General features: G+C 72.2%; 18 protein-coding genes, 1 other RNA gene and 12 pseudogenes. 27 read left to right on the plus strand and 4 right to left on the minus strand.

Features of this window, described 5'->3' with window-relative positions; translation table 11 throughout:
* The first annotated feature begins 2 nt into the window (after window positions 1–2).
* Entirely contained in the window at window positions 3–440 is a 438-nt protein-coding gene (locus ABD946_RS43210; RefSeq protein WP_425558807.1) for an endonuclease/exonuclease/phosphatase family protein, read from the plus strand.
* A 570-nt stretch (window positions 441–1,010) separates the two neighbouring features.
* On the opposite strand, the gene ABD946_RS38235 is transcribed toward ABD946_RS43210, so the two are convergent.
* Together ABD946_RS38235 and ABD946_RS43335 are read right to left on the minus strand one after the other, a co-directional pair.
* Window positions 1,011–1,136 carry a hypothetical protein gene (locus tag ABD946_RS38235; RefSeq protein WP_345290366.1) on the minus strand — a complete coding sequence of 42 codons (126 nt, stop codon included), beginning with the start codon at window positions 1,134–1,136 and terminating at the stop codon, window positions 1,011–1,013.
* 51 nt (window positions 1,137–1,187) lie between these two features.
* On the minus strand, window positions 1,188–1,538 hold the full coding sequence (locus ABD946_RS43335) for an RsbRD N-terminal domain-containing protein (protein ID WP_486334149.1): 351 nt from the start codon (window positions 1,536–1,538) through the stop codon (window positions 1,188–1,190).
* A 557-nt stretch (window positions 1,539–2,095) separates the two neighbouring features.
* Between ABD946_RS43335 and ABD946_RS38240 the strand changes: the two are divergent.
* From ABD946_RS38240 to ABD946_RS43215, 16 genes and pseudogenes are all read left to right on the plus strand, one after another.
* Window positions 2,096–2,146 (plus strand): annotated as a pseudogene (locus tag ABD946_RS38240) (hypothetical protein); the annotation flags it as partial.
* Window positions 2,147–2,432: 286 nt separating this feature from the next.
* Window positions 2,433–3,038, plus strand: a pseudogene (locus ABD946_RS38245) (HAD family hydrolase).
* A gap of 283 nt (window positions 3,039–3,321) precedes the next feature.
* Window positions 3,322–3,744: a hypothetical protein gene (locus ABD946_RS38250; RefSeq protein WP_345290367.1), complete on the plus strand. Its 423-nt coding sequence runs from the start codon at window positions 3,322–3,324 to the stop codon at window positions 3,742–3,744.
* On the plus strand, window positions 3,650–4,051 hold the full coding sequence (locus ABD946_RS38255; RefSeq protein ID WP_345290368.1) for a hypothetical protein: 402 nt from the start codon (window positions 3,650–3,652) through the stop codon (window positions 4,049–4,051). Before ABD946_RS38250 ends, ABD946_RS38255 begins: the two co-directional genes overlap by 95 nt.
* Window positions 4,051–4,365, plus strand: a complete 315-nt coding sequence (locus ABD946_RS38260) for a hypothetical protein (RefSeq protein WP_345290369.1) — start codon at window positions 4,051–4,053, stop codon at window positions 4,363–4,365. The genes ABD946_RS38255 and ABD946_RS38260 overlap by 1 nt, the downstream gene beginning before the upstream one ends.
* Window positions 4,366–4,543: 178 nt before the next feature.
* Window positions 4,544–4,669: a hypothetical protein gene (locus tag ABD946_RS38265; RefSeq protein ID WP_345290452.1), complete on the plus strand. Its 126-nt coding sequence runs from the start codon at window positions 4,544–4,546 to the stop codon at window positions 4,667–4,669.
* Window positions 4,624–4,743: a hypothetical protein gene (locus tag ABD946_RS38270; RefSeq protein WP_345290453.1), complete on the plus strand. Its 120-nt coding sequence runs from the start codon at window positions 4,624–4,626 to the stop codon at window positions 4,741–4,743. The genes ABD946_RS38265 and ABD946_RS38270 overlap by 46 nt, the downstream gene beginning before the upstream one ends.
* Window positions 4,744–5,181: 438 nt before the next feature.
* The gene (locus ABD946_RS38275; RefSeq protein ID WP_345290370.1) at window positions 5,182–5,406 is read left to right on the plus strand and encodes a hypothetical protein; all 225 of its coding nucleotides are present in this window, start codon (window positions 5,182–5,184) and stop codon (window positions 5,404–5,406) included.
* 14 nt (window positions 5,407–5,420) lie between these two features.
* A pseudogene (locus ABD946_RS38280) lies at window positions 5,421–5,492 on the plus strand (hypothetical protein); the annotation flags it as partial.
* Between the two features lie 187 nt (window positions 5,493–5,679).
* Window positions 5,680–5,730: pseudogene (locus ABD946_RS38285) on the plus strand (hypothetical protein); the annotation flags it as partial.
* A gap of 130 nt (window positions 5,731–5,860) precedes the next feature.
* Window positions 5,861–6,814, plus strand: a pseudogene (locus ABD946_RS38290) (NAD-glutamate dehydrogenase domain-containing protein); the annotation flags it as partial.
* A 121-nt stretch (window positions 6,815–6,935) separates the two neighbouring features.
* Window positions 6,936–7,040 carry an NAD-glutamate dehydrogenase domain-containing protein gene (locus ABD946_RS38295; protein ID WP_345290454.1) on the plus strand — a complete coding sequence of 35 codons (105 nt, stop codon included), beginning with the start codon at window positions 6,936–6,938 and terminating at the stop codon, window positions 7,038–7,040.
* 104 nt (window positions 7,041–7,144) lie between these two features.
* Window positions 7,145–7,522 (plus strand): annotated as a pseudogene (locus ABD946_RS38300) (hypothetical protein); the annotation flags it as partial.
* Between the two features lie 103 nt (window positions 7,523–7,625).
* Window positions 7,626–7,847, plus strand: a pseudogene (locus ABD946_RS38305) (hypothetical protein); the annotation flags it as partial.
* Between the two features lie 73 nt (window positions 7,848–7,920).
* Window positions 7,921–8,271, plus strand: coding sequence for a hypothetical protein (locus ABD946_RS38310; protein ID WP_345290371.1), 351 nt, complete (start codon window positions 7,921–7,923; stop codon window positions 8,269–8,271).
* 101 nt (window positions 8,272–8,372) lie between these two features.
* Window positions 8,373–8,984: pseudogene (locus ABD946_RS43215) on the plus strand (RNA polymerase sigma factor).
* Window positions 8,985–10,853: 1,869 nt separating this feature from the next.
* Here ABD946_RS43215 and ABD946_RS38325 read toward each other — a convergent pair.
* On the minus strand, window positions 10,854–11,324 hold the full coding sequence (locus ABD946_RS38325) for a hypothetical protein (RefSeq protein ID WP_345290373.1): 471 nt from the start codon (window positions 11,322–11,324) through the stop codon (window positions 10,854–10,856).
* A gap of 3,641 nt (window positions 11,325–14,965) precedes the next feature.
* Here ABD946_RS38325 and ABD946_RS38330 point away from each other — a divergent pair.
* The 3 genes and pseudogenes from ABD946_RS38330 (at window position 14,966) to prfB (ending at window position 17,735) form a co-directional block, all read left to right on the plus strand.
* Window positions 14,966–15,136 carry a hypothetical protein gene (locus tag ABD946_RS38330; RefSeq protein WP_345290374.1) on the plus strand — a complete coding sequence of 57 codons (171 nt, stop codon included), beginning with the start codon at window positions 14,966–14,968 and terminating at the stop codon, window positions 15,134–15,136.
* Between the two features lie 195 nt (window positions 15,137–15,331).
* Window positions 15,332–16,615 (plus strand): annotated as a pseudogene (locus tag ABD946_RS38335) (serine/threonine-protein kinase).
* A gap of 9 nt (window positions 16,616–16,624) precedes the next feature.
* Window positions 16,625–17,735 (plus strand): peptide chain release factor 2 gene (gene prfB, locus ABD946_RS38340; RefSeq protein ID WP_345281351.1). Its coding sequence is split into 2 segments (ribosomal slippage): window positions 16,625–16,741 and window positions 16,743–17,735, totalling 1,110 coding nucleotides; the frame shifts between segments, so codons are not numbered across the junction.
* Between the two features lie 142 nt (window positions 17,736–17,877).
* Here prfB and ABD946_RS38345 read toward each other — a convergent pair.
* Window positions 17,878–18,072: a hypothetical protein gene (locus ABD946_RS38345; RefSeq protein WP_345281353.1), complete on the minus strand. Its 195-nt coding sequence runs from the start codon at window positions 18,070–18,072 to the stop codon at window positions 17,878–17,880.
* 299 nt (window positions 18,073–18,371) lie between these two features.
* Between ABD946_RS38345 and ftsE the strand changes: the two genes are divergently transcribed.
* The 7 genes and pseudogenes from ftsE to ABD946_RS38385 all read left to right on the plus strand — a co-directional run bounded on the left by ftsE (window position 18,372) and on the right by ABD946_RS38385 (window position 25,067).
* Window positions 18,372–19,061 carry a cell division ATP-binding protein FtsE gene (gene ftsE / locus ABD946_RS38350; protein WP_345281355.1) on the plus strand — a complete coding sequence of 230 codons (690 nt, stop codon included), beginning with the start codon at window positions 18,372–18,374 and terminating at the stop codon, window positions 19,059–19,061.
* A 114-nt stretch (window positions 19,062–19,175) separates the two neighbouring features.
* Window positions 19,176–20,504: pseudogene (locus ABD946_RS43220) on the plus strand (permease-like cell division protein FtsX); the annotation flags it as partial.
* A 139-nt stretch (window positions 20,505–20,643) separates the two neighbouring features.
* Window positions 20,644–21,189 carry a S41 family peptidase gene (locus tag ABD946_RS38365; protein WP_345290375.1) on the plus strand — a complete coding sequence of 182 codons (546 nt, stop codon included), beginning with the start codon at window positions 20,644–20,646 and terminating at the stop codon, window positions 21,187–21,189.
* A gap of 36 nt (window positions 21,190–21,225) precedes the next feature.
* Window positions 21,226–21,705: an SsrA-binding protein SmpB gene (smpB, locus tag ABD946_RS38370; RefSeq protein ID WP_345290376.1), complete on the plus strand. Its 480-nt coding sequence runs from the start codon at window positions 21,226–21,228 to the stop codon at window positions 21,703–21,705.
* A gap of 91 nt (window positions 21,706–21,796) precedes the next feature.
* Window positions 21,797–22,171: a transfer-messenger RNA gene (gene ssrA, locus ABD946_RS38375) on the plus strand.
* 187 nt (window positions 22,172–22,358) lie between these two features.
* A pseudogene (locus tag ABD946_RS38380) lies at window positions 22,359–23,689 on the plus strand (nitrate/nitrite transporter); the annotation flags it as partial.
* A gap of 206 nt (window positions 23,690–23,895) precedes the next feature.
* A pseudogene (locus ABD946_RS38385) lies at window positions 23,896–25,067 on the plus strand (uroporphyrinogen-III synthase).
* The last annotated feature ends 149 nt before the right edge of the window (window positions 25,068–25,216 follow it).

Raw genomic sequence — 25,216 nt, forward strand, 5'->3', positions numbered from 1 at the left:
AGGTGGCCCGGCTGACCGGGGCGACGTCGGACGCGGGCGAGCCGGTGCTGCTGGCGGGCGACTTCAACGCGACCCCGCAGGACGCCGGCCCTGGACGCGCTGTACAACCACTCCGGGCGGCAGCGGGAAGTACCAGGAGGCGGACGAGAACGACGCCGACTTCTGCGCGCTGCCGGGTGGCCCGCTGCGCACGGCGCGCCGACCGTGGAGCCGCTTCTGCTCGCCGAAGGCCACCACCGCGACGAAGGATCGACTACCTCTTCCTGAGCGCCCGGGACTTCCGCAACGTCAAGGGTGGACGCGGCGCCCTGCACCCGGCTGTCGGACCACCACCTGCTGCGCGGGGCGGCCGAGTTCGAGGGCTGAGCACCCCGGAGGGCGCTCAGTGCAGCCGGTCGCGGCCCCTCGGGCAGGCGGAGGACGCTTGCAGGGCGATGTAGAGCTCGCCGAGTCCAGCGGGCGCTCGAAGGAGCGTCCGCTGAGCTGCTCGATCCGGCGCAGGCGGTAGCGATGGTGTTGGGGTGGCGAAACAGCAGTTTGCCCGCCTTGTCGGCCGAGGCCGCCACCGCGAAGTAGGTGGACATGGTGGTGAGCAGCTGCTCGCGCTGGCTCTCCGGGAGGTCCATCAGCGGGCCGAGCACTGGTGCCGATCCGGGAGGCGGTGGAGGGGAGCTGACCACCAGCATCGGCAGCGGGGGAGGCGTCGAAGACCCGAGACGGTCTCGGAGCGGGGGGCCGCGCTGGCCAGCGCGACCTGGGCCAGTGGAGGGCCTGCGGGGTCTGGTCGAGTCTGGAGTAGCAGGGGCTCACCCGGCCCGACGACCGTCTGGAGCCGTAGCGTCTCACCAGTTGCTCCATCGCCGCGCCGTCCTGCATGGGACGATGCACCGACTGTGGGCGTCGGGTGTGAGGCGCTCTAGGCGGAGCCATCTGGTGCTGCGCAGGCGGTTCGAGTGTCCGGCAAGGGCCTGCCGGGCCAGGCGGGGGCGGGGTGCGACGACCACACGGCGTCAGAGGTGCGCGTCGTAGGGCAGGGTGAGCATGTCGGCGGGCTCCACGACCCGCCCGGGTTGCCATGCCGCCGCGCAGCACCACGTCCAACCAGGGCCGAAGCGCTCCTGGATCCCACTGTGCATCTTGAGGCGGCGGTGCGCTCGTTTGAAGCGTCCCCATGGCGCCCGAACCACTCACTGTCGTTGTACCCAGACCTCGCTGGCCATCGTGCGACCAGGTCGGCGCTGCTGGCCGCGCCTGACCGCGTCGCGCCTCGGCGACCATCCGCTCCCACAGGCAGCGGAAGCCCAGCCGGTAGGCGGTCTGGCACACATGGCCAGCGGCACGCCCTGCTCGGCCCGGCGGCGCCCGGTGACCCGGGGGGCCTCCAGGGTGATCTCCTCGCCGGTGAGGCCGCGCAGGGAGTAGGCCAGGTTGTCCCGGACCGCCTCGTGCAGCTGGCCGGACGGCAGCGGGCCGGCGTCCTGGTAGACCTTCAGCTCCTCGCGGATCCGGCGGACCGTCTCCTCGGTCAGCTCCGGCAGAGGCCGTCGAGCAGGATCCGGGCCAGCCGCTGGTCGATTCCCCCAGCACCGTGGTCGGTTGAGCGTCCATAGCGGTCAGGGTAGGAAGCGGCGGCCCGGCCGCTCCGGGGCCGTTCGTGCCCGGCCGGGCGCGGCCGCACGGTGGGGTGGCGGGACGGGTGGGGCGGACGGCGGGCGTTCGGGGGGTGAGGCGGTGTCGCGGAGTTGACGCGGTGTCATCCGGAAGGCTGTCCGGCGCTTTTGTCGCCACCGACAGAACCGGCCGGGCCACCGCTGTTTGCCCCTACAGGGTTGCGGATCCGCGGGTACCGACCCGTTCCGGCGTCGTTCTCAGTGCGCCGGACCGGGACGAGCGGAGGAGAGCGCGAGATGGGAGAGCCGCGAGATGGAGAGCACCGTGCTGGAGCGCGACCTGACCATGGACCTGTTGGTGTCGCCCCAGGACAGCATCCCGGTCCGGGCCGGCTGGGCTACCGGGCCGACGACCGTACGCCCGTGCACGTCACCTTCCACGTCCACTCGGCCTCCCCGGTCAGCTGGTACTTCGCCGGGAGCTGCTGGCCGAGGGCGTCTACCGGGCCACGGGCAGCGGGGACGTGCGGATCTGGCCGAGCACCGTCGGCGGCCGCGGCCTGCTCACCGTGATGCTCCGCTCGCTGGAGGGGCGACGTGCTGCTCCAGGCCGACGCCTCCACCGTGGCGGAGTGGGTCCGCCGCACCGAGGAGCTGGTGCCGCCCGGCACCGAGCTCGTGCACCACCAGGTCGACCGGGTGCTGCGCGAGCTGCTGGCGGACGGCTCGACCCCCGGGGGCCTGAGCGCCGGCGGCGGCGGGTACCGTTCCTGGGTGAGCACGCACATCGTCTGGGACTGGAACGGCACCCTGCTGCACGACATGGCGGCCGTGGTGGCCTCCAGCAACGCGGCCTTCGCCACGCTCGGCATGGCGCCGATCACGCTGGAGCAGTACCGGGAGCTGTACACCTTCCCGATCCCGAAGTTTCTACGAGCTGCTGCTCGGCCGCGAGCCCAGCCGGGACGAGTGGACGGTGCTGGACGCCGCCTTCCAGGACCGCTACCAGGAGCTCAGCGACGCCTGCGGCTGACCGAGGGGCGCGGCCGGGCTGCTGGCCGGCTGGCGGGCGGCCGGGCGCAGCCAGTCGCTGCTGTCGATGCACGAGCACCACCGGCTGGTGCCGCAGGTGCGGGCCCGCGGGATCGAGGAGCACTTCGTCCGGGTGGACGGCCGGGTCGGCGAGTCGTACGGGACGGGCAAGCGCGACTACCTGAAGCGGCACCTGGAGCGGCTCGGCCAGGACCCGGCGCGCACCGTGGTGATCGGGGACGCGGCGGACGACGCGGCGGCCGCCCACTGGATGGCGCGCGTGCGGTGCTGTACACCGGGGGTTCGCACACCCGGGAGAAGCTGGCGGGGCTCGGGGCCCCGGTGGTGGACTCGCTGGCGGAGGCGGTCGAACTGGTCCTGGCCGACGAGGTCTGACCGGCGCGTCATGTGACCGGCCGGTTTGGACAACGTGTCCAGGACGGTGTGATCTTCGTCCGGCTTTCTGCCTCCATGTCCCCTGACACCCTGCTGGGCTTTGGTTAGGGGTGAGTGACGTCGTCGGGTGCCGAATCCGTCACCATTACCCGGACGAAGGTCGCTTCATGCGTGCCATGGGCCACTTTCCTCCGGTGCTGGTGGAGGATTGCGGGTAGACCCGGCGGTGTACCCGGACCCATCACCGAGTCACGCAACGGCGCGCGACAGGAGCCATACAGCCATGCAGACCAAGCTGGACGCAGCCAAGGCCGAGCTGCTCACCAAGGCAGCGGCAGCCGCTGAGAACAGCCAGGTGGGGGGAGCGGCACCCGGGGAGGGCCTGAGCAACGGTGCTCTTGCCTCGTACCTGCGGTACTACTACCTCCACACCGCCCCCGAGGACCTCGTCGACCGCGACCCGGTGGACGTCTACGGCGCGGCGGCCTCGCACTACCGCCTCGGCCTGAAGCGCCCGCAGGGCACCGCCGAGGTCCGGGTGTACACCCCCACGGTGGAGGAGAACGGCTGGTCCTGCGGCCACACCGTGGTCGAGGGTCGTCACCGACGACATGCCCTTCCTGGTCGACTCGGTCACCAACGAGCTGACCCGCCAGGACCGCGGCATCCACGTGGTGATCCACCCCCAGCTGGTGGTGCGCCGTGACCTGACCGGCAAGCTGCTGGAGATCCTCGACCTGGACGCCTGCTCGCGCAGCCAGGCGGCCGGCACCGAGTGGCCCGCCGACGCCACGGTCGAGTCCTGGATGCACATCGAGATCGACCGCGCAGACCGACCGCGAGGACCTGCACGCGATCGAGCCAACCTGCGCCGGGTGCTCGGCGACGTCCGCGAGGTCGTCGAGGACTGGGGCAAGATGCGCGACTCCGCGCTGCGCCTGGCCGACGAGCTGGCCGAGGAGCCCCCGGCCCACCATGGCTCGAGCAGGAGGTCGGCGAGGCCTGGGAGCTGATGCGCTGGCCTGGCCGACGACCACTTCACCTTCCTCGGCTACCGCGAGTACGACCTGGCCGAGCACGAGGGCGAGGAGGTGCTGCGGGCCGTCCCCGGCACCGCCTCGGCATCCTGCGCTCCGACCCGCTCAGCCACGACACCGACCACCACCCGGTCTCCGAGGCCTTCGGCCGGATGTCCGCCCCGGTCCGGGCCAAGGCGCACGAGAAGAAGCTGCTGGTCCTCACCAAGGCCAACAGCAAGTCCACCGTGCACCGCCCGGCCTACCTGGACTACGTCGGCGTGAAGCGCTTCGACGCCCAGGGCACGTGATCGGCGAGCGCCGCTTCCTCGGCCTGTTCTCCTCGGCCGCGTACACCGAGTCGGTCACCCGGATCCCGGTGGTCCGCCGCAAGGTGGCAGGAGGTGCTGGCCGGCTCCGGCTTCGCCAACGAGAGCACGACGCGGCCGCGACCTGCTCCAGATCCTGGAGACCTTCCCCCGGGACGAGATCTTCCAGACCCCGGCCGAGCAGCCTGCCTCTCCCATCGCCACCAGCGTGCTCTACCTGCAGGAGCGCCGCCGGCTGCGCTGTTCCTCCGTCAGGACGAGTACGGGCGCTACTTCTCCGCGCTGATCTACCTGCCGCGCGACCGCTACAACCACGCGGATCCGGCTGCGCCTGATGGACCTGCTGCTGCAGGGAGCTGAACGGCGAGAACATCGAGTACACCGTACTGGTCCACCGAGTCGGTGCTGACCCGACTGCACTTCGTCGTCCGGGTCGCCAAGGGCAGCGAGCTGCCCTCGCTGACCGACGCCGAGGTGGAGCGGATCGAGGCCAAGCTGGCGAGGCCGCGCGCTTCTGGATGGACGGCTTCCACGACCAGCTGCACGTCGAGCTGGGCGAGGAGCGCGCCGCCGAACTCGGCATCGCACGCTACGCCAACGCTTCCCGACGGCCTACCCGCGCCGACTTCCCCGCCGCGCACCGCCGTGGGCCGACCTCAAGCAGATCCGAGGCGCTGAGCGGCGAGGGCGACTTCCGGGCTCAACCTCTACCAGCCGGTCGGCGCGGGCGACGACGAGCGCCGCTTCAAAGATGCTACCGGGTCGGCGGCCCGATCTCGCTGACCCGAGGTCCTGCCGGTGCTCCAGCGCCTGGGCGTCGAGGTGCTCGACGAGCGCCCGTACGCGCTCACCCGCGAGGACGGCTCCAAGGCCTGGGTCTACGACTTCGGCCTGCGCCTGCGCGTAGGCCTCCGCCCTCACCGACGAGGCGCGCGAGCGCTTCCAGGACGCCTTCTCGGCGACCTGGACCGGCGAAGGCGGAGAACGACGCTTCAACGAGCTGGTCCCTCACCGCCGGTCTGACCTGGCGTCAGGCCGTGGTGCTGCGCGCCTACGCCAAGTACCTCGCCAGCGGGAGCACCTTCTCCCAGGACTACATGGAGGACGCGCTCCGCAAAACATCACACCACCCGGTTGCTGGTGACCTCTTCGAGGCCCGGCTCAGCCCCGGCCACCAGCAGGGTGCGTCCGAGCTGACCGAGGGCATCTGGAGGAGCTCTCGGGCGCCCTGGACGAGGTCGTCTCGCTGGACGAGGACCGCATCCTGCGCTCCTTCTGCAACCTCATCAAGGCACCCTGCGGACCAACTTCTTCCAGCACGCCTCGGACGGCGAGCGGCACTCCTACGTGTCGATGAAGTTCGACCCCAAGGCCATCCCGGACCTGCACGGCCCGCCGCCCGGCCTTCGAGATCTGCGGTCTACTCGCCCCGGGTCGAGGGCGTGCACCTGCGCTTCGGCAAGGTCGCCGCGGCGGTCTGCGCTGGTCCGACCGGCGCGAGGACTTCCGCACCGAGATCCTCGGCCTGGTCAAGGCCCAGATGGTCAAGAACACCGTCATCGTCCCGGTCGGCGCCAAGGGCGGCTTCGTCGCCAAGCAGCTGCCGGACCCGTCGGTGGACCGCGACGCCTGGCTGGCCGAGGGCATCGCCTCGTACAAGACCTTCATCTCGGCGCTGCTGGACATCACCGACAACCTGGTGGCCGGCGAGGTCGTGCAACCGTCCGAGGTGGTCCGCCACGACGAGGACGACACCTACCTGGTGGTCGCCGCCGACAAGGGCACCGCGACCTTCTCGGACATCGCCAACGGCGTGGCCGAGAGCTACGGCTTCTGGCTGGGCGACGCCTTCGCCTCCGGCGGCTCCGCCGGGTACGACCACAAGGGCATGGGCATCACGGCGCGCGGCGCCTGGGAGTCCGTCAAGCGCAACTTCCGCGAGCTGGGCCACGACACCCAGACCGAGGACTTCACCGTGGTCGGCATCGGCGACATGTCCGGTGACGTGTTCGGCAACGGCATGCTGCTCAGCGAGCACATCCGGCTGGTGGCCGCCTTCGACCACCGCCACATCTTCCTGGACCCGAACCCGGACGCGACGGTCTCCTTCGCCGAGCGGCGCCGGCTCTTCGACGTCCCGCGCAGCTCCTGGGACGACTACGACAAGAGCCTGATCTCGGCCGGCGGCGGCGTCTTCCCGCGCTCCGCCAAGTCGATCCAGCTCTCCGCCCAGGTGCGCGAGCGGCTCGGATCGAGGAGTCCAAGCTCACCCGGCCGAGCTGATGAAGGCGATCCTGCAGTCCCCGTGGACCTGTTCTGGAACGGCGGCATCGGCACCTACATCAAGTCCTCCGCCGAGACCAACGCCGAGGTGGGCGACAAGTCCAACGACGCGATCCGGGTCAACGGCGGCCAGGTCCGGGCCCGGGTGGTCGGCGAGGGCGGCAACCTCGGCTGCACCCAGCTCGGCCGCATCGAGTACGCCTCGACCGCGGCCCCGAGGGCACCGGCGGCTGGATCAACACCGACGCCATCGACAACTCGGCCGGGCCGTGGACACCTCGGACCACGAGGTCAACATCAAGATCCTGCTCAACCAGGTCGTCGCCGACGGCGACATGACGGTCAAGCAGCGCACAAGCTGCTCGCCGAGATGACCGACGAGGTCGGCCACCTGGTGCTGCGCAACAACTACGCGCAGAACGTGGTGCTGGCCAACGCCGTCGCCCAGGCCCTCTCGATGGTCGACGTGCACGCCCGCATGATCAACCGCCTGGAGGGCAACGGCCAGCTGGACCGGGCCATCGAGTTCCTGCCGACGGACCGTCAGATCAAGGAGCGGGCGGCCGGCGGGCGCGGGCTCTCCCAGCCCGAGCTCTCGGTGCTGCTCGCCTACACCAAGATCACCCTGGCCGACGAGCTGCTCGCCACCGAGCTCCCCGACGACCCGTACTTCCGCACCGCGCTGCACGAGTACTTCCCGAGCGCGCTGCGGGCCCGGTTCGCCGAGGCGATCGACCAGCACCCGCTGCGCCGCGAGATCATCACCACCCTGATCGTCAACGACACGATCAACCGCGGCGGCTGCACCTTCGCCTTCCGGCTCCGCGAGGAGACCGGCGCCACCATGGAGGAGATCGCCCGCACCCACGCGGCGGCGCGCGCGGTCTTCGGCCTGGAGCGGATCTGGTCGGACGTCCGAGGGCCTCGACAACGCCGTCCCGGCGCGGGTGCAGACCAAGATGCGCCTGCACACCCGCCGGCTGGTCGAGCGGGCCACCCGCTGGATGCTCAACAACCGGCGCCAGCCGCTGGACATCCAGGGCACCATCGAGTTCTTCCAGTCCCGGGTCGACCAGGTCTGGGACAGCCTGCCCAAGCCGCTGCGCGGCGAGGACCTCACCTGGTTCGAGGGCGTCCACCGGGAGCTGGCCGAGGCCGGCGTGCCGGAGGAGCTGGCGCTGCGGATCGCGGGTCTGTCCTCCGCCTTCCCGACCCTGGACATCGTCGGCGTCGCGGACCGCAGCGGCAGCGAGGGTGACCGACGTCGCCGAGCTCTACTACGACCTGGCCGACCGCCTGCAGATCACCCACCTGCTGGACCGGATCATCGAGCTGCCGCGCGACGACCGCTGGTCCTCGATGGCCCGCGCGCGATCCGCGAGGACTGTTCGCCGCGCACTCCGCGCTCACCGCGGACATCCTGTCCTGCGGCACCGAGGGCTCCACGCCCGAGGAGCGGTACGCGGCCTGGCCGAGCTCAACTCGACCCTGCTGAGCCGGGCCAAGACCACCCTCGACGACATAAGGGGTTCGGACAACTACGAGCTGTCCAGCCTCTCGGTCGCCATGCGGGTGATCCGCACCCTGCTCCGCACGGGCGTCTGACGGTCCGACAGTTCACCGCGAGGGCGGTACCGGCTTCCCTGCCGGTACCGCCCTCGCGGCATCCTGGTCGGAACCGGGGGCGCGAGCGGACAGGTAGGGGCGTGGAACTGTCACTACGGGCCCGGCTGCGCGCCGGGGACCAGAGCGCCTTCGGGCAGCTCTCGACGAACACGCACAGGGGGTGTACGGGTATGCCGTACGGACGCTGGGGGACTGGGCCGCCGCCGAGGACGCCGTCTCGCTGACCTTCCTGGAGGCCTGGCGGCTGCGCGGGAAGCTGGAGGAGGACGGCGGGTCGGTGCGGCCCTGGCTGTTCGGCATCGCCACCAACGTGCTGCGCAACACCACCCGGGCCGTCCGCCGCCACCGGGCCGCGCTGGCCCGGCTGCCCGGACCGGAGGTGGTGCCCGACTTCGCCGACGAGCTGGTCGGCCGATGGACGACGGCGCCCGGCTGCCGCCGCCAAGCGCGCGCTGGAGCGGCTGCGCCGCCGCGAGCGCGAGGTCTTCCAGCTCTGCGTGCTGGCCGGGCTGGACTACGCCTCGGCCGCCGAGCGCTCGGCGTGCCGGTCGGGCACCGTCCGCTCCCGGCTCTCCCGGGCCCGGGCCCGGCTGCGCGACCTGGCGGCGGAGGAACTGACGGAACCTCACCGCGGCCGCGGACAGGTAGGGAGTGACCGCGTCGAAGCGGTCCGGTCAGAGGGGAAGAACTGATGAACCACGAGCACGAGCCGGTTCTCCCCGCCGACCGCCACCAGCTGTTGAGCGGGACACCTGATGAGCGAGATCAGCCGGAAGCCCAGGAGCACCACCCGCCGTTACGGATGGGCCGCAGTGCCTGTGCTGGCGGGCGCGCTGGCGCTGACGTGGTGCTGAACACCGGGGGCGCCGCCCCGACCGCCTCGGCGGCCTCGGTGGTGCTGGACCGGGCGGCCGCGGCGGCGGCGGCCAAGCCGCGGCAGGAGGTGAAGGACAGTCAGTACGTCTACGTGCAGCGGCAGGACCCGGAGGTGAAGGCGAGCTCTGGCTGCCGGTGGACGGCAAGCGGCCGCCCTGCTGGACGACAGTCGGTACGGGCGGCGGGAGCTGACCCCGCTGGACGAGCCGGCCAGCGTCAACACCCGAACTACCGCTACGTGGCCACCCTGCCGACCGACCCGGCGGCGCTGCTCGCGCTGATCAAGGCTCAGACCGCAGGGGCAGGGCCAGAGCCCCGAGCACGCCGCCTTCAAGGCGATCAACCGGCTGGTCGCCGAGCAGATCGCGACACCGGAGGTGAGCGCGGCGCTGTTCCGGGCGGCCGGGCTGATCCCCGGGGCGGTGGTGCACGAGGACGTCACGGACGGGCTCGGCCGGCACGGTGTCGGGGTGGCGCTGCGGACGGCAAGGCCACCGTGGAGTGGGTCTTCGACCGCGACAGCTACGAGTACCTCGGCGCCCGCTGGGGCCAGGCGCGACGCGGTGGCCGCCGCGGTCGTCGACAAGGGCGGCGACCGCCTGAGACACCGTCAGGACCCGGCCCACAGGAGGGTGGCGGGCCGCTGGACGGCTGCTGGCCAGCAGGTGCGAGGTGCGGTCGTCGGCCGGTGCTTTTTGCCGCAGCTCGCGGACTGCGTGCGAAGCGGGTCGGCGCGCGCCGAGGCTGGGCCGGGTCGGACGGCAGACCACGGTGGGGCGCAGGTGCGGTGCGGGCGGATGCGGCCGACGGACCATTGGCGGCGGGAGGCCCAGTCTCCCGCGAGTCGGGAGGCGCAGGTAGCGCGGCCCGGGTGTGCCCATCGAGGGAGGGCGGCCGGGGTCGTCGTCGTGGGTGGATACAGCAGGTCGAGTCGACCAGCGTCGGCGGTCGCGCCATGACGATCCGCAGCTGAGGCGTTCTCGTCCAGCGCGGCACCGCCAGCTCGGGCGCCCCGGCTTGGCTGGCCACCAGTGGACGCCGAGCCGGCCGCCGCGCTCGGCCACGGCGGACAGCGCCCGGCTGAGCGGGCGGCCGGCCGGGGAGGTGGGGGAGAGCAGCGCGTCCAGGTCGTCCACCCACCACGACCAGCCGCAGGCGCCGGGTGAGCACGTCGGCGGCTTGCGCTGCTTGGCGACCCGGTGGGCGCCGTCGTCGGGGCAGGTGCCGCCGCCGGCTCCGTCACCAGGGCGCGGCGCGGGCTGCACGGCGGCCGGGCGTGACTGTGCCAGGCGTGTGAACGAGCGGCCGTCGAGAACAGCGACCTCGCGCCGTGGGCGTAGTTCGCTCCAGCAGGGTCTCGGCTGGCGAGCCGCGCGCGGCGACGGGTCCTTGACCCACGGCGTCCACGTGCTCGGTGACGCTGCGGCCGGTCCGTGGGCAGTCGGCCAGCCCGGCGGGAGCCTCGGGAGTCTTTGCTAGTGCCGCCGCCGCGAGCCGTCGACCACCGTGATCACGCGCAGCCAGCCGGGCTGCTCGGAGACGCGCGAGGAGGCGAACAGCGTGCGCAGCAGCTACGAGTCTTGCGGTGACCGCGGCAGCGCCAGATTCAGCAGGTGCGAGTACGCACACGTTGGGCTCGTCCGGGTCCTGGCGAGGCCGTCACGCTCGACCAGCAGGGGATCTCGTCACTGGGCCTGGATGCCGAGCAGGGCAAGGTGGCTTGGTGCCGGGCCGCGGGCAGCGTCTGGACCAGCGGGCGGCCAGCTTATGGCGTTGACAGTGATTTCGTGTCGAGGCTGCGAGAGCAGGTCCAGCCGCGCAGCTCGCTCGGGCAGCGGGCCGCGAGCGAGACCGCGGGACAGCGCTCGCGCAGCGGGGCCAGCACCCGGGCCAGCGGCTCGGCCCAGGCGGGAGACGGCGTCCAGGGCCAGGTCGCGGACCAGTTCGCGCGCGCCGCCGCCCAGCGGGCGGTCCAGGGTGAGCTGGGTGGCGACCTCGCCGGTGACCACGGCGGTGGCGCCGAGACCGGCGGGCAGCGCCTGCGGGGTCTCGGCCAGGCAGACCGGGAAGACGCCGAGGGCCGGGCCCTGCTCCAGCAGGACGGCGAGCGCCTCGCGGGCGGGCGCGGTGGTGGGGGCGCCGTCGAGCAGCAGCACGTGGTGCCGGACGGTCCGTCAGCCGCGCCGGCCCGCCCGCGCAGGCCGGCCTCCGCGCGCAGGCCCGCACCGGCGGCCAGCTCGGTGAGCCGGGCCTCGGTCTGCTCGGGGCCGAACCCACCAGCAGGCGGCAGTCCTGACGTGCCGTCGGCTCCAGGTGCGGCACAGAAGGCCCAGGACCAGTCGGCGGAGTGGGCTCGTCGGCCGCGGCCCACCAGGTGAGCGAGCTCGGCGGGTGCAGCACGGCGAGCTGGGCGAGCACCGCGCGGGCCAGGCCGGCCAGCCGGGGGCCCGCCCGGAGCGGCGAGCCCCAAGGCTGCGGCGGTCTGCAGGTCCACGGTGACGGGACGGCGGGCAGCACGGTGCCGGGGCGGTGCCGGGGCCGCCGGGAGGTCGGCGGTGCCGAGCCGGAGGGTGAGCGCGTCCGGGTGGTGCGGGCCGCGCTCACAGAGCCGGGGGCCGGCGCCGAGCGCGGTGAGCAGCAGGGCGGCCGGGTCGGGCCAGCAGAAGCGCTCGCGCTGGGCGGCGTGCCGGCATGGCGGACTGCGGACGGCGGCGTGCTGCTGGCGGGCGCGCTGGAGCCCGGCGGGCTCGGCCGGGCGTCCGCGGGGATGAGACAGCGAGCGGCGGCCGCCGACCGCTCGGTGGGCGGGCGGTTCGGCCGCGGGCGCGCGGCCGGGGCACGGACGGTGGCGACGGCGCGTGGCGCCAGCTGGAGCCGCCGAGGCCGTCGGGCGTGGTGCGGTTGCGTCCCTGGTCTCGGGGCGGGTGACCAGCAGGGTGGACTCGCCGATCCGGACCAGGCCGTCCTCGGCCAGCTCGCCGCTCGTCGGCAGGAAGCGGCCGTCCAGCACGGTGCCGTGGTGGAGGCCAGGGTCCCGGACGGTCACGGCTGCCGTCGGGGGAAGAGTGGAGCGAAGAGGTGCAGCGGAGACGTCCGGGTCGTCCAGCGGGACGTCGGCGGCGCTGGAGCGGCCGATGGTGACCCGGTCCCCGTGCAGGCGGTGCACGCCGCCCGCGTCGGGCGCCGACCGGTGACGCGCAGCTCGGCCGGGCCCCCAGGGCGTCGTCCTGGTCGGCGTCCGGGTCGGGCTCGTGAGCGAGGCACGCGCCGTCGAGCAGCGGGGGGTGCGAGCGGAGGTCTGCTCGCGATCCGACGATTCCCGGCGTACAGGTGCCACATGGGTCGCGGAGCGGGGCGCAGCAACGCCCACCGCACCGGCGAGCGCCCCCGCGACCGCCGCCGAGCGCCGTACCGACCGGGCCGTGACCAGGACGTCACGGTGGCCGTTCGGCGGCTGCCGCAGTCGTGCGCGCTCGGAGGACAGTGAGCCGCGATCTGCATCGCCCCCGCAACCCCTTCAGTGACGCCGTTGGGCCACAAGAGTGGTGCCTGTCACTTCCTGCCACTACGATCACGGCGCGCTCGCAGGCACACAGAATCGGACGATCTGCGATCGATACGACATGGTGGAGCCGACGCCCCTGTCAGGTCAATCCCGACGCAGGGACGCGGTCCGTCGACGCCTCAGCGACAACTGGACGAGCGCCGTTATGAGGTGCCGAAACCACGCAGCGCATATCAGTACCGCCAGTAGTCACGAGGAGACAGCGTAACCTCCCAGTTGCGGCCAGTCAGGTGCCAGCAAGTACGCTGCTGACGGATGGCACCTCGCGACGCGTGCCTACCGGCACTCGTCTGGCGTGCACCGGGCGTGCGCGAGGACGTGGAAGTCGGCACGGGGCATCACGAGCCGCCAGGCAGGCCGGGGGTGGCGATCAAGATACTGCGCGTCAGGAGCTTGGCCGCCGACCCGGACGTGTGCATGCGCCTTCCTGCGCTGGAGCGCTCCGTCCTGACTCCGGCCTGACACACTCCGCAACATCGTCCCTGGTGTCCGCTGTACACTGGTGGTGCGACGCGACGAGTATGCTGGCTCCTGGTGATGGCACCTGTGTTGCAGGGCTCGACTCCTGTTACACTACCTGCGCGCGGATACGCGGTCCGTTCAGCCCGATCAGCCTTGGCACGCCTGCTGCATGGCCCAGATTCACGACGCGGCTGGCGGCTAGCACGCCACAGCCGACGAGCGGGGTGCGCACCGCGACCTCAAGCCATGTCGCACACGTGACTGCTCGCCTACCATCGCACGTGGGACGGTGGCGTACCGAGCAGAGCACCGCATGCTCACCGAACTCTCGGCATCACGACCCGGCTCGCCGCGACTCAACCCTGGGCCATACCACCCGCATTCAGCCTTACGAGTTCGCCGGCAACTGCCTACGTCGCACACCGAGCCGAGTCCCTCGCCGACGGCCGCCCGGCGATCCATCCTGGTCCGGGTGGTGGACGGAAAGTCTCACGGCGACGGGCAGCACGACGCTGTACGAGCTGACCACCGCCGCGCCCCGTTCCAGGGACGACACACCGGCTGCGATAGACCCTCACAGTGCGCACCCCATGCGCCCAGGACCACTCTGAGCGCCGCCGCACCATTCGCTCCGAGCCGCTCTGGACGGTGATCGAGCGCTAGCTCTGCGCAGAGATCGGCCCCGAGCCGGCAGCGCACGTGGCGCTCGAAACATGAGCGATCGAATTCACACGCTGCGGGTGCGTGGCCGCGGGATCGCATCGGCAGTGCACGCCTCGCCCGGACCAGCCGAGGCTCAGCACACCTTCTGCGGCGGGCGGACAGACGTCTGCTCACGAACACAGCGTACACCGCAAGCGCCCACCCCGGCCACCGGCCGCGCCCCGACCGAGACCCGGCTGTCGGTGTGCGGACCCACAGTCCTTTCCCGCCGACTCTAACTCACGTGACGACCAGACCTTCGGCTGTAGCAGACCAGGTGCTACGACCTCGGGGCAGTCTACGACGCTCGCGCCGACCCGCACCGCTGATGAGCCTCAGGGCGCCGGCGCCCGCGTCGCATCGGCGGCCCAGCCGACCGTCACCGACCGCTGATGCCCGCAGACCCCGGAGCGATGCCGCCGGCTGCACGGCGCCCCGGCCGCGCCCGCCGGCGCCGCCCTGTGCGAACAGCAGCACCTCACGTGTCCGCGCCAGACCACAGCTCCGGGCTCGCCCCGGGACACGCAACAGCAGACCGAGGTCTTCGCCCAACCGGCGACGTACGGCGCCAGGACGACTGGCCCGCCCCGCGCAGCAGTGGACGCGCCTGCACCAGCCCTACCAGTCCCACCACGCAGCCGCCCCGGCCCCCGCAGGGCTACCAGCCGCCGCAGCCGTACTTCGCCGTACCGCCCGGACCAGCCGCAGCCCCACCAGCCGCAGCCCCACCGGCAGCCGGGGCCCGCCGCAGGGCGGCCCCCGCCCCGCAGCCGCCCGGTGGCTACAACCAGCGCCCGCCGGTTGGCCCCGCCGCCGTACCAGGACGCCAGCAGCCCCAGCCGGGGTACGGGTACCCGCAGCAGCAGGCGCAGCCCGGTTACGGCCACCCCCAGCAGCAGCCCCAGCCGCCCGCCCTACCAGCAGGCGCCGCCGCCCGCCCCGGCCCCCGGTCCGCCGCCCGAGCCTGGCCCCGCCGCGCCGCCAGGAGCCCCCGGCCCCGCAGCAGCGCGAGCCCGAGCCCCCGCGCGGAGCGGGGAGCGCGAGCCGCGCCGGCGCAGCCGGAACCGGATGTACATCCCGGGCCTGGGCTGCCTGAAGGGCTGTCTGATGGTCATCGTGGTGCTGGCCCTGGCCGCCGTGGCGCTGTGGAACTTCACCGACCTGCCCGTCTGGTGGGAGAACGTGAAGGGCTGGTTCGCCGACGCGAGCGACTGGGTCAGCAGCCTGACGAGCAGTTAGCCGCCGGGCCGTCAGCCCGGAGGCCGTGATGGCGACTTGTCGACAATTCACGATTTTTCCTGCCCCCTGAGGGCTGTTCCGGGCCGATCGGCGTCCCCCGAACGGCCCTCGGGCGCGTAGGTTGGGTGGCTGAAGCACCGACCTACCGAGCGCGCAGAAGGGCAGCGCGCTCCCGCCGCCTACGGAGCAGCAGCATTGGCACGCAAGATCGGCAGCCGGTACACCGTCCAGCAGGTGATCGGCCGGGGGTCCGCCGGGACCGTGTGGCTCGGTGAGGGCCCGGACGGACCGGTGGCAGTCAAGCTGCTGCGCGAGGACCTGGCATCCGATCAGGTGCTGGTCGGCCGCTTCGTCCAGGAGCGCGCCGCGCTGACCAGCCTCGACCACCCCAACGTGCGTCGAGGTCCGCGACATGGTGGTGGACGGCGACGACCTCGCCCTGGTGATGGAGCTGGTCCAGGGCACCGACCTGCGCTCCCGGCTGGAGCGCGAGGGCGCGCTGGCCCCTGCCGTCGCCGTCTCGGTGATCGCCGACGTGGCCGACGGCCTGGCCGCCGCGCACGCCGCCGGGATCGTCCACCGCGACGTCAAGCCGGAGAACGTGCTGCTGGGACCTGGCCGCTCCCGGCCGGCCCCGGCGGCGCCCCGCGCGCCAAGCTCACCGACTTCGGCATCGCCCGCCCTGGTGGACGCCCCCCGGCGCACCCGGGCCACCCGGATCATCGGCACCCCCGACTACCTCGCCCCCGAGATCATCGAGGGCCTGGAGCCGCGCGCCGCGCGGTCGACATCTACGCCCTGGCCACCGTGCTCTACGAGCTGCTCACCGGCTTCACCCCGTTCGGCGGCGGCCACACCGGGCGCGGTGCTCCGACGGCACGTCCACCGAGCAGGTGCCGGCCGTCCCCGGCCTGCCCGAGGGCCTGTCCCGGATCATCACCGAGTGCCTGGCCAAGGCCCCGGCCTCCCGGCTGCGCGCGGCCGAGCTGGCCACCCGGCTGCGCGAGCAGCTCCCGTACCTGGTCGGCCTGCCCCCGCAGCTGCCCCCCGAGCGCGCCGAGGCCGAGCCCCCGCTCACCCCGGGCGAGGCGGTCTACACCGAAGTGGACGCCGGCCCCGGCACCCACCGCCGCCGGCGCGGCCCGGCCGTCCCGCTGGTCCAGGCCCCGCTGGCCGGACTCCACCCGCGACACCCACACCAGCCTGCGCCGCCCCTCCGACCGCGAACTCGCCTCCTACGCCGCCGAATCGCAGGCCCAGCGCCGCGAGGCCGCTCCGGCCGGACACCGCAAGGGCCGCCGGGCGCTGGTGCGCCGCCGCCGGCTCTACGCGGTGCTGATCGCGGCGGTGCTGCTGCTGGCCGGCGCGGCCGCCGCGTACTCCGCCTTCGCCCGGGAACGGCACACCTCCGGCGCCCGACCGGCGGGAATCCACTGGGTGACGGATACCCATGCGCAGCCGGGCCCGCCGAACCATTAGTCTGGTGGCGTGGCAGCCGTCGATCCTTCCGAAGAGCTCAAGTCCCTCGAAACGACCATGGGGTCGATCGAGGCCGTCCTCGACCTGGACAAGATCCGGGCCGACATCGCCGTTCTGGAGGAGGAGGGCAGCCGCCCCGGCCCTCTGGGACGACGTCGCGAACGCCCAGAAGGTGACCAGCCGGCTCTCCTTCCTCCAGGGCGAGGTCCGCAAGTTCGAGACCCTGCGCGGCCGGGTCGAGGACCTCGGCGTGCTGTTCGAGCTCGCCGAGGCCGAGGACGACGCGGACACCCGCGCCGAGGCCGAGGCAGAGCTGACGTCGGTGCAGAAGGCGGTCGAGGAGCTCGAGGTCCGCACCCTGCTCTCGGGCGAGTACGACGCCCGCGAGGCCCTGGTCAACATCCGGGCCGAGGCCGGCGGCGTGGACGCCGCCGACTTCGCCGAGCAGCTGATGCGCATGTACCTGCGCTGGGCCGAGCGGCACGGCTACCCGACCGAGGTCTACGACACCTCGTACGCCGAAGAGGCCGGCATCAAGTCCGCGACCTTCACCGTCAAGGCGCCCTACGCCTACGGCACCCTCTCGGTCGAGCAGGGCACCCACCGCCTGGTCCGCATCTCGCCCTTCGACAACCAGGGCCGCCGGCAGACCTCCTTCGCCGGCGTCGAGGTGCTCCCGGTCGTCGAGACCTCCGACCACGTCGACATCGACGAGGGCGAGCTGCGCGTCGACGTCTACCGCGCCTCCGGCCCCGGCGGCCAGGGCGTCAACACCACCGACTCCGCGGTCCGGATCACCCACCTGCCGACCGGCATCGTGGTCTCCTGCCAGAACGAGCGCTCGCAGATCCAGAACAAGGCCTCGGCGATGAACGTCCTCCAGGCCAAGCTGCTGGAGCGGCGCCGTCAGGAGGAGCGCGCCGCGATGGACGCGCTCAAGGACGGCGGCTCGTCCTGGGGCAACCAGATGCGGTCGTACGTGCTGCACCCGTACCAGATGGTCAAGGACCTGCGGACGGAGTTCGAGGTCGGCAACCCGCAGTCGGTGCTGGACGGCGACATCGACGGGTTCATCGAGGCCGGCATCCGCTGGCGGAAGCAGCGCGAAGCCGCCGCGTGATCGGAAGGATGCCGGCCTCGATGAAGATCAAGCACAGCATCGAGGCCGGCATCCGCTGGCGGAAGCAGCGCGAGGCCGCCGCGTAAGGACGCACCGAAAAGGGCCCCGGGAGTTCCCGGGGCCCTTTCGCGTGCGGGGTCGGTCAGGCCAGGGCCTGACGGGCGATCAGCGCCACCGCCAGCAGGCCGACGATCAGCGCGAGCAGCGCCGTGGGCGACAGCGCGGCGAACGGGCCCTGCTGGTCCTGCAGCCGGGCCCGGTTGGCGCGGCAGACCGGGCAGCGGCCGTCACTCACGCGGCCGTTGCAGTTGGCGCACACCAGATGGTCGCAAGTCATGCGATCTCCTCCTTGCTGGTTACTGCAACGCGCCGGACGGGCCTCCGGTTCCTCGGACGGCCCTGGACGGGCGCTCTCAGCTACCACTGTGCCAGGTTCCGCCCGTTCCGGCCCGTCCTCCCCGTTCGCCGACCGCTCAACCGCATGCCGGGCTGTGACATGGGTCGCACTTATCCGGGCAGAACGGGATATTTCTCGCCAAATCCCAGGTGAACCCCCGGACAGTGCCTGCGGGCCCGGAGGGGCTTCGCGTAGGGTCCGAGTCCTGACCCACCTAGGATGGCCCCCGTGATGCAGCCGTGATCAGATTCGACAACGTCTCCAAGACCTATCCCAAGCAGAACCGTCCGGCCCTGGACAACGTCTCGCTGGAGATCGAGAAGGGCGAGTTCGTCTTCCTGGTCGGTTCGTCCGGCTCCGGCAAGTCGACCTTCCTGAGGCTCTGCCTGCGCGAGGAGCGCCCGAGCACCGGCGCGGTCCACGTGCTGGGCAAGGACCTCGGCAAGCTGTCCAACTGGAAGGTGCCGCACATGCGGCGTCAGCTGGGCACCGTCTTCCAGGACTTCCGCCTGCTGCCGAACAAGACCGTCGCGCAGAACGTCGCGTTCGCGCTGGAGGTCATCGGCAAGCCGAAGAGCGCCATCAACAAGGTGGTGCCCGAGGTGCTCGACCTGGTCGGCCTCGGCGGCAAGGAGGACCGGATGCCCGGTGAGCTCTCCGGTGGTGAGCAGCAGCGCGTGGCGATCGCCCGGGCCTTCGTGAACCGGCCGATGCTGCTGATCGCGGACGAGCCCACCGGAAACCTCGACCCGCAGAACTCGGTCGGCATCATGAAGCTGCTCGACCGGATCAACCGCACCGGTACCACGGTCCTGATGGCCACGCACGACCAGGCCATCGTCGACCAGATGCGCAAGCGGGTGATCGAGCTCGACAAGGGGCTGCTGGTCCGCGACCAGGCCCGCGGCGTCTACGGCTACCAGAACTGAGCCACCCGACGCCCCGTCCGCCTGCCCGTTCCACCTGCCTGCCCCTGGAGTAACGCCATGCGCGCCCAGTTCGTCCTGTCGGAGATCGGCGTCGGTCTCCGCCGCAACCTGACCATGACCATCGCGGTCGTGGTCAGCGTCGCGCTATCGCTCGCCCTCGCCGGCGCCTCGCTGCTCGTCCGCGACCAGGTCAACTCCATGAAGGGGTACTGGTACGACAAGGTCGAGGTGAGCATCTACTTCTGCACCAAGTCGGACGCCAAGACCTCCGCCCAGTGCTCGGCGGGTGCCGCCACCGACCAGCAGATCGCCGAGGTCAAGGGGCCAGCTGGACAAGATGACCCAGCTGGTGCAGAGCTCCACCTTCGAGAGCTCGCAGGACGCGTACAAGCGCTGGAAGGAGACAACCCGGACAACCCGCTGCTCGCCGCGGTGGGTGCGGAGGCGATGCCGCAGTCCTGGCGGGTCAAGCTGAACGACCCGACCAAGTACGACGTGGTGGCAGAGCGCCTTCGCCGGAAGCCGGGCGTCAAGTCGGTCGAGGACCAGCGGAAGATCCTGGAGAACCTGTTCGGCCTGCTGAACGGGTCTGCAGACCGCCGCGTTCGTGATCATGGTGCTGATGCTCTTCGTCGCCCTGCTGCTGATCGTGAACACCGTCCGGGTGTCCGCGTTCAGCCGACGGCGCGAGACCGGATCATGCGCCTGGTCGGTGCCTCGAACTTCTACGTGCAGATGCCGTTCATCGCGGAGGCGGCCTTCGCCGCGCTGCTCGGTGCGGTGCTGGCCTCCGGGCTGCTGCTCGGCGGGCACTTCTTCGTGCAGGAGTTCCTGGCCCAGCGGGTGCAGTTCATCCACTTCATCGGGCTCTCCTCGGTGCTCACCGTCATCCCGCTGCTGGTCGTGGTCGGCATGGGGATGGCCGGCATCGCGGCGTTTCATCACCCTCCGGAAGTACCTGAAGGGTCTGACGCCCCCTCAGGCAGTGCGCCTAGACTCCCTTGCCATGCCGGTGACTCTGCGTGCGGGAGTGCGCCAGGGAGCTGTGCTCTCCCTGGCGTTCGGCGCCGTGCTGTTCACCGGGGCGGTCACCGGGGCCTGGAGCGGGGCTCCGGCCGACGGGCGCCCGCCCACGCTCCTCCTCCCGATGCCCTGGCCGGGCGTGACCTGGCCGGGGCGTCGCTGTCCCGGCAGCAGGCCGAGCGGCTGGTCGCCGAGGGGGGCGACCCGTGGGCCGCGTACTACACGCCCGAGGAGTACACCGACCTGACCAAGGGGCGCTACCGCGGCGTCGGGCTCTCGGTGCGGCGGGCGGCGGACGGGGCCACCACGGTGGACCGGGTGCACCCCGACGGGCCCGCCCGGCAGGCCGGGATCGCGGCCGGGGACGTGCTGCTCGGCATCGACGGCACCCCGGCCGACCGGCTCCCGGTCACCGAGGTGGTGGCCGGGCTGCGCGGCGAGGTCGGCACGGCGGTGGAGCTGACGGTCCGCCGACCGGGCGGGCCGGCCCGTGAGCTGACGCTGCGCCGGGCCGAGCTGGCCGCCCGGGACGTGACGGTGGGAGCAGCTGCGGCCCGGGGTGGTGAAGGTCGCGGTGCGCGGCTTCACGGCCGGTGTGGCCGCCGAGGTGGCGCAGGCCGTCCGGGGCGCCCGGGGTGTCCTGCTGGACCTGCGGGGCAACTCCGGCGGGCTGGTGGACCAGGCCGTGGGGACCGCCTCGCTCTTCCTGGACGGCGGCCCGGTGGCCTCGTACCAGGAGCGCGGCGAGCGGCGCGAGCTGACCGCAGCGCGCGGCGGAGACACCACCGTGCCCCTGGTGGTGCTGGTGGACGGCGGCACCATGAGCGCCGCCGAACTGCTCGCCGGGGCGCTCCAGGACCGCAGCCGCGCCGTCCTGGTCGGCTCCCGCACCTTCGGCAAGGGCACCGTCCAGCAGCCCAGCCGCCTCGCCGACGGCGCCGTCCTGGAACTCACCGTCGGCCGCTACGCCACCCCGGCCGGCCGCTCGCCGGACGGCACCGGCCTCACCCCGGACGTCCCCCAGCCGCCGGGCGGCGACCCGGAGGCGGTGACCCGGCTCGCCGACACCGTGCTCTCCGGGCTGGGCCGCGGCCAAATGGGCTGACCACCGGGCGGGCGAGGTGCGAGAATGGCCGGTGCTATGGCTAAGGAAACGGGAAAGAAGCTGATCGCGCAGAACAAGAAGGCGCGACACGAGTACACCATCCTCGACACGTACGAATGCGGCATGGTGCTGACCGGCACGGAGGTGAAGTCGCTCCGCGAGGGGCGGGCCAACCTGGTGGACGGTTACGCCTACGTGCAGGGCCACGAAGCGTGGGTCGACAACGTGTTCATCCCCGAGTACACCCAGGGGACCTGGACGAACCACGCCTCGCGGCGCAAGCGCAAGCTGCTGCTGCACAAGCTCGAGATCCGCAAGATCGAGTCGAAGGTCAAGGAGACCGGCCACACCCTGGTGCCGCTCTCCCTGTACTTCAAGGACGGCCGGGTGAAGCTGGAGCTGGCGCTCGCGGTCGGCAAGAAGCTGTACGACAAGCGGCAGACCCTGCGCGAGAAGCAGGACCGCCGCGAGTCCGACCGGGCCGTCGCGGCGGCACGGAAGCGCCAGCGGGGTTAATCGCTTGGCCCTGGCCGGTGCCTGCGCGTACTATGGCCCGAGCAACATCACCGGAGGGCCCGCCCGCCGGAGCTGTTTGTCAATTCAACATGGGGATGATCGGTTTCGACAGGGGACGTCGAAACAGGAGAAGCGAGCCGAGGAACGCGCAATGATCTCGTTAACCATCTGTCGCAAAAAAATAATCGCCAACTCTAAGCGCGATTCCCAGCAGTTCGCTCTCGCTGCCTAAGCAAGAGTGAATGGGTGTCAGCCCGGGGAGTTCCCGACCCGGATCCTGGCATAATCTAGGGAACTCATCCGCCACCCCGGCCACGGGGGTCGGCGGAAAAATAAAACAGTGGCTGGGCCTGTTGGCGGCTTGTCCGCGTGACTGCCAGGGCCGAGAAACTCACAGCGGACTGCGCTCGGAGAAGTCCTGAATCCACTCCACTGGACCCGGGTTCGATTCCCGGCATCTCCACAGACCCATGTCGCTCGAAGGCCGCACTCCGCGAGGAGGCGGCCTTCTTGCGTTTCGGCGGTCTCACACCGCGCCGGGCGGCCCGGTGAGAGGACCGTACCGGCGGGTTCACAACCCACAACTCCCCGGAAATCCCGGCCCGTTAGGGTCGTCCAGGTCAGGGCGCCGAACTTGCACAAGGGGAGTTGCGATGAGTGGAGACACGGCGGTGCGACGGGGCTGGATCCAGGAGTGGGATCCGGAGGACCGGGCGTTCTGGGAGCGGACCGGGCGCCGGACCGCCAACCGCAACCTGGTCTTCTCGGTGCTCTCGGAGCACATCGGCTTCTCGATCTGGAGCCTCTGGTCGGTGATGGTCCTCTTCATGGGGCCCAAGTACGGGATCGACCCGGCCGGTAAGTTCTTCCTGGTCGCGATGCCCACCCTGGTCGGCGCCTTCGTCCGGATCCCCTACACCGTGGCGGTGGCCCGCTTCGGCGGGCGGAAACTGGACGGTGGTCTCGGCGCTGCTCCTGCTGCTGCCCGCACTGGCCGCCGCGTACGTGATGGAGCCGGGGACCTCCTACACCACCTTCATGGTGGTCGCCGCGCTCACCGGGCTCGGCGGGGGGAACTTCGCCTCCTCGATGACCAACATCAACGCCTTCTTCCCGCAGCACCGCAAGGGCTGGGCGCTCGGGCTGAACGCCGGCGGCGGCAACATCGGGGGTGCCGGTGATCCAGCTGGTCGCGCTCGCGGTGATCACCTGGGCCGGGGCCACCTCACCCCGGCTGGTGCTCGGCATCTACCTGCCGCTGATCGTGATCGCGGCCACCCTCGCCGCGCTCTTCATGGACAACCTGGCGCCGATGAAGAACGACACCGGCGCGCTGGCCGAGGTGCTGAGGGAGCGTCACACCTGGCTGATGTCGGTGCTCTACATCGGCACCTTCGGCTCCTTCATCGGCTTCAGCTTCGCCTTCGGCCTGGTGCTGCAGACCCAGTTCGGCCGCACCCCGCTGCAGGCCGCCCAGCTCACCTTCGTCGGCCCGCTGCTCGGCTCGCTGATCCGCCCGGTCGGCGGCTGGCTGGCCGACCGCTGGGGCGGCGCCCGGATCACCCTGTGGAACTTCGCCGGGATGGCCGCCGCCACCCTGGTGGTGCTGTACGCCTCCTCGGAGCGCTCGCTGCCGGTCTTCCTGGCCGGGTTCACCACGCTCTTCGTGCTGGCCGGGCTGGGCAACGGCTCCACCTACAAGATGATCCCGGTGATCTTCGAGGCCAAGGCGCAGAACCGGATCGCCGAGCTCGGCGCCACCGCCGAGCAGGCCGCCGCCTGGTCCCGCCGGATGTCCGGCGCGGCCGTCGGGGTGATCGGCGCGGTCGGCGCGCTCGGCGGCCTCTTCATCAACCTGGCCTTCCGGCAGTCCTTCCTGGTCGCCAAGACCGGGACCCCCGCCTTCGCCTCCTTCCTGGCGGCGTACGCCGTCTGCGCCGCCCTCACCTGGGCCGTCTACCTGCGCCGCCCCCACCGGCAGCGCGGTGACCGCCCCGGTGAAGGAGCGGGTCGCGGCCTGACCCCGGGGCCGGACCGGCCGTCCATCCCCTGGACGGCCGGTCCGGCCCGTGGAAACACCCCGGAAATCCGGCCGACCCCGCAGCGACACCGCCCCGGGGGAGGATGCCCGTCCACCCACCCTCCCGGCCCGCCGCAGCCGGGGTGCGCACCACCGAAGGACCCACAGCCATGGACGAACTGACGGCCCCTCACGCCGCCGAGCCGGTGCCTCCGCTGGCCGGATTCACCGTCGGCATCACCGCCGCCCGCCGCTCCGAGGAGCTGGCCACGCTGCTCCAACGCCGGGGCGCCGCCGTGCAGCGGGCCGCCGCACTGCGGATCGTGCCGCTGCCCGACGACACACCGAACTCCTCGCCGCCACCCGGGCGCTGGTGGCCGGGCCGCCGGACGTCGCGGTGGCCACCACCGGGACTCGGCTTCCGGGGCTGGATCGAGGCCGCCGAGGGCTGGGGCCTCGGCGACGAGCTGATCGAACGGCTCGGCAAGGCCTCCGTGCTGGCCCGCGGCCCCAAGGCCAAGGGCGCCATCCGGGCCGCCGGGCTGCGGGAGGAGTGGTCGGCGAGGTCGGAGTCCTCGGTGGAGGTGCTGGAGAAGCTGCTGGAGGACGGCGTCGAGGGCAAGCGGATCGCCGTCCAGCTGCACGGCGCCCCGCAGCGCGACTTCGTCGACTCGCTCACACGCGGCGGGCGCCGAGGTGGTCGAGGTGCCGGTCTACCGCTGGCTGCCGCCCGCCGACATCGCCCCGCTGGACCGGCTGCTGGACGCCTGCTGCACCGGCGCGCTGGACGCGATCACCTTCACCTCCGCCCCGGCGGTGCTCAGCCTGCTCGACCGGGCAGCGGAGCGCGGCCTGACCGACCAGCTGCTGCACGCGCTGCGCCGCGACGTCCTGCCGGTCTGCGTCGGGCCCGTGACGGCCGCCCCGCTGGAGGAACTGGACATCGCCACCGTCTGGCCCGAACGGATGCGGCTGGGCGCGATGGTGCAGCTGCTCACCGCCCGGCTCCCCGAGCGCGGGCGGCGGCTCTCGGTGGCCGGGCACCAGCTGGAGCTGCGCGGCCAGGCCGCCCTGGTGGACGGCGAGCTGCGGCCCGTCCCGCCCGCCGGGATGGCCCTGCTGCGCGCCCTGGCCCGCCGCCCCGGCTGGGTGGTGGCCCGCGCCGAGCTGCTCCGCGCCCTGCCCGGCAGCGGGCAACGACGAGCACGCCGTGGAGACCGCGATGGCCCGCCTGCGCGCGGCCCTCGGCACGCCGAACCTGGTCGCCACCGTGGTCAAGCGCGGCTACCGCCTGGCGGTCGACCCGACGGCGGAGCCGGGGGAGAAGTACGGCGCCGTCTGACGGGCCGCCCCGGGCCGAAGGCCCCAGGGGCGCGGGGAACTGCGCGAGTACGGAAGGCGGACCGGTGTGAGGTCGGGGCAGTCGAGCCAGTTGCAGGTGCTGCCGTTCCCCCGCGCGCAGTTCCTCGCGCCCCCGGGGTGACCACTACG

The organism is Kitasatospora albolonga (genome assembly GCF_039535905.1).
GTDB classification, from domain to species: domain Bacteria; phylum Actinomycetota; class Actinomycetes; order Streptomycetales; family Streptomycetaceae; genus Kitasatospora; species Kitasatospora albolonga.

Coding starts and splice junctions, on each gene's coding strand:
- ABD946_RS38255 (WP_345290368.1), top strand. CDS start 3,650: ATGCCCTTCCTGGTCGACTCGGTCACCAACGAGCTGACCCGCCAGGAC.
- ABD946_RS38235 (WP_345290366.1), bottom strand. CDS start 1,136: ATGCACAGTGGGATCCAGGAGCGCTTCGGCCCTGGTTGGACGTGGTGC.
- ABD946_RS38250 (WP_345290367.1), top strand. CDS start 3,322: ATGCAGACCAAGCTGGACGCAGCCAAGGCCGAGCTGCTCACCAAGGCA.
- smpB (WP_345290376.1), top strand. CDS start 21,226: ATGGCTAAGGAAACGGGAAAGAAGCTGATCGCGCAGAACAAGAAGGCG.
- ABD946_RS38330 (WP_345290374.1), top strand. CDS start 14,966: ATGTACATCCCGGGCCTGGGCTGCCTGAAGGGCTGTCTGATGGTCATC.
- ABD946_RS38260 (WP_345290369.1), top strand. CDS start 4,051: ATGCGCTGGCCTGGCCGACGACCACTTCACCTTCCTCGGCTACCGCGA.
- ABD946_RS38345 (WP_345281353.1), bottom strand. CDS start 18,072: ATGACTTGCGACCATCTGGTGTGCGCCAACTGCAACGGCCGCGTGAGT.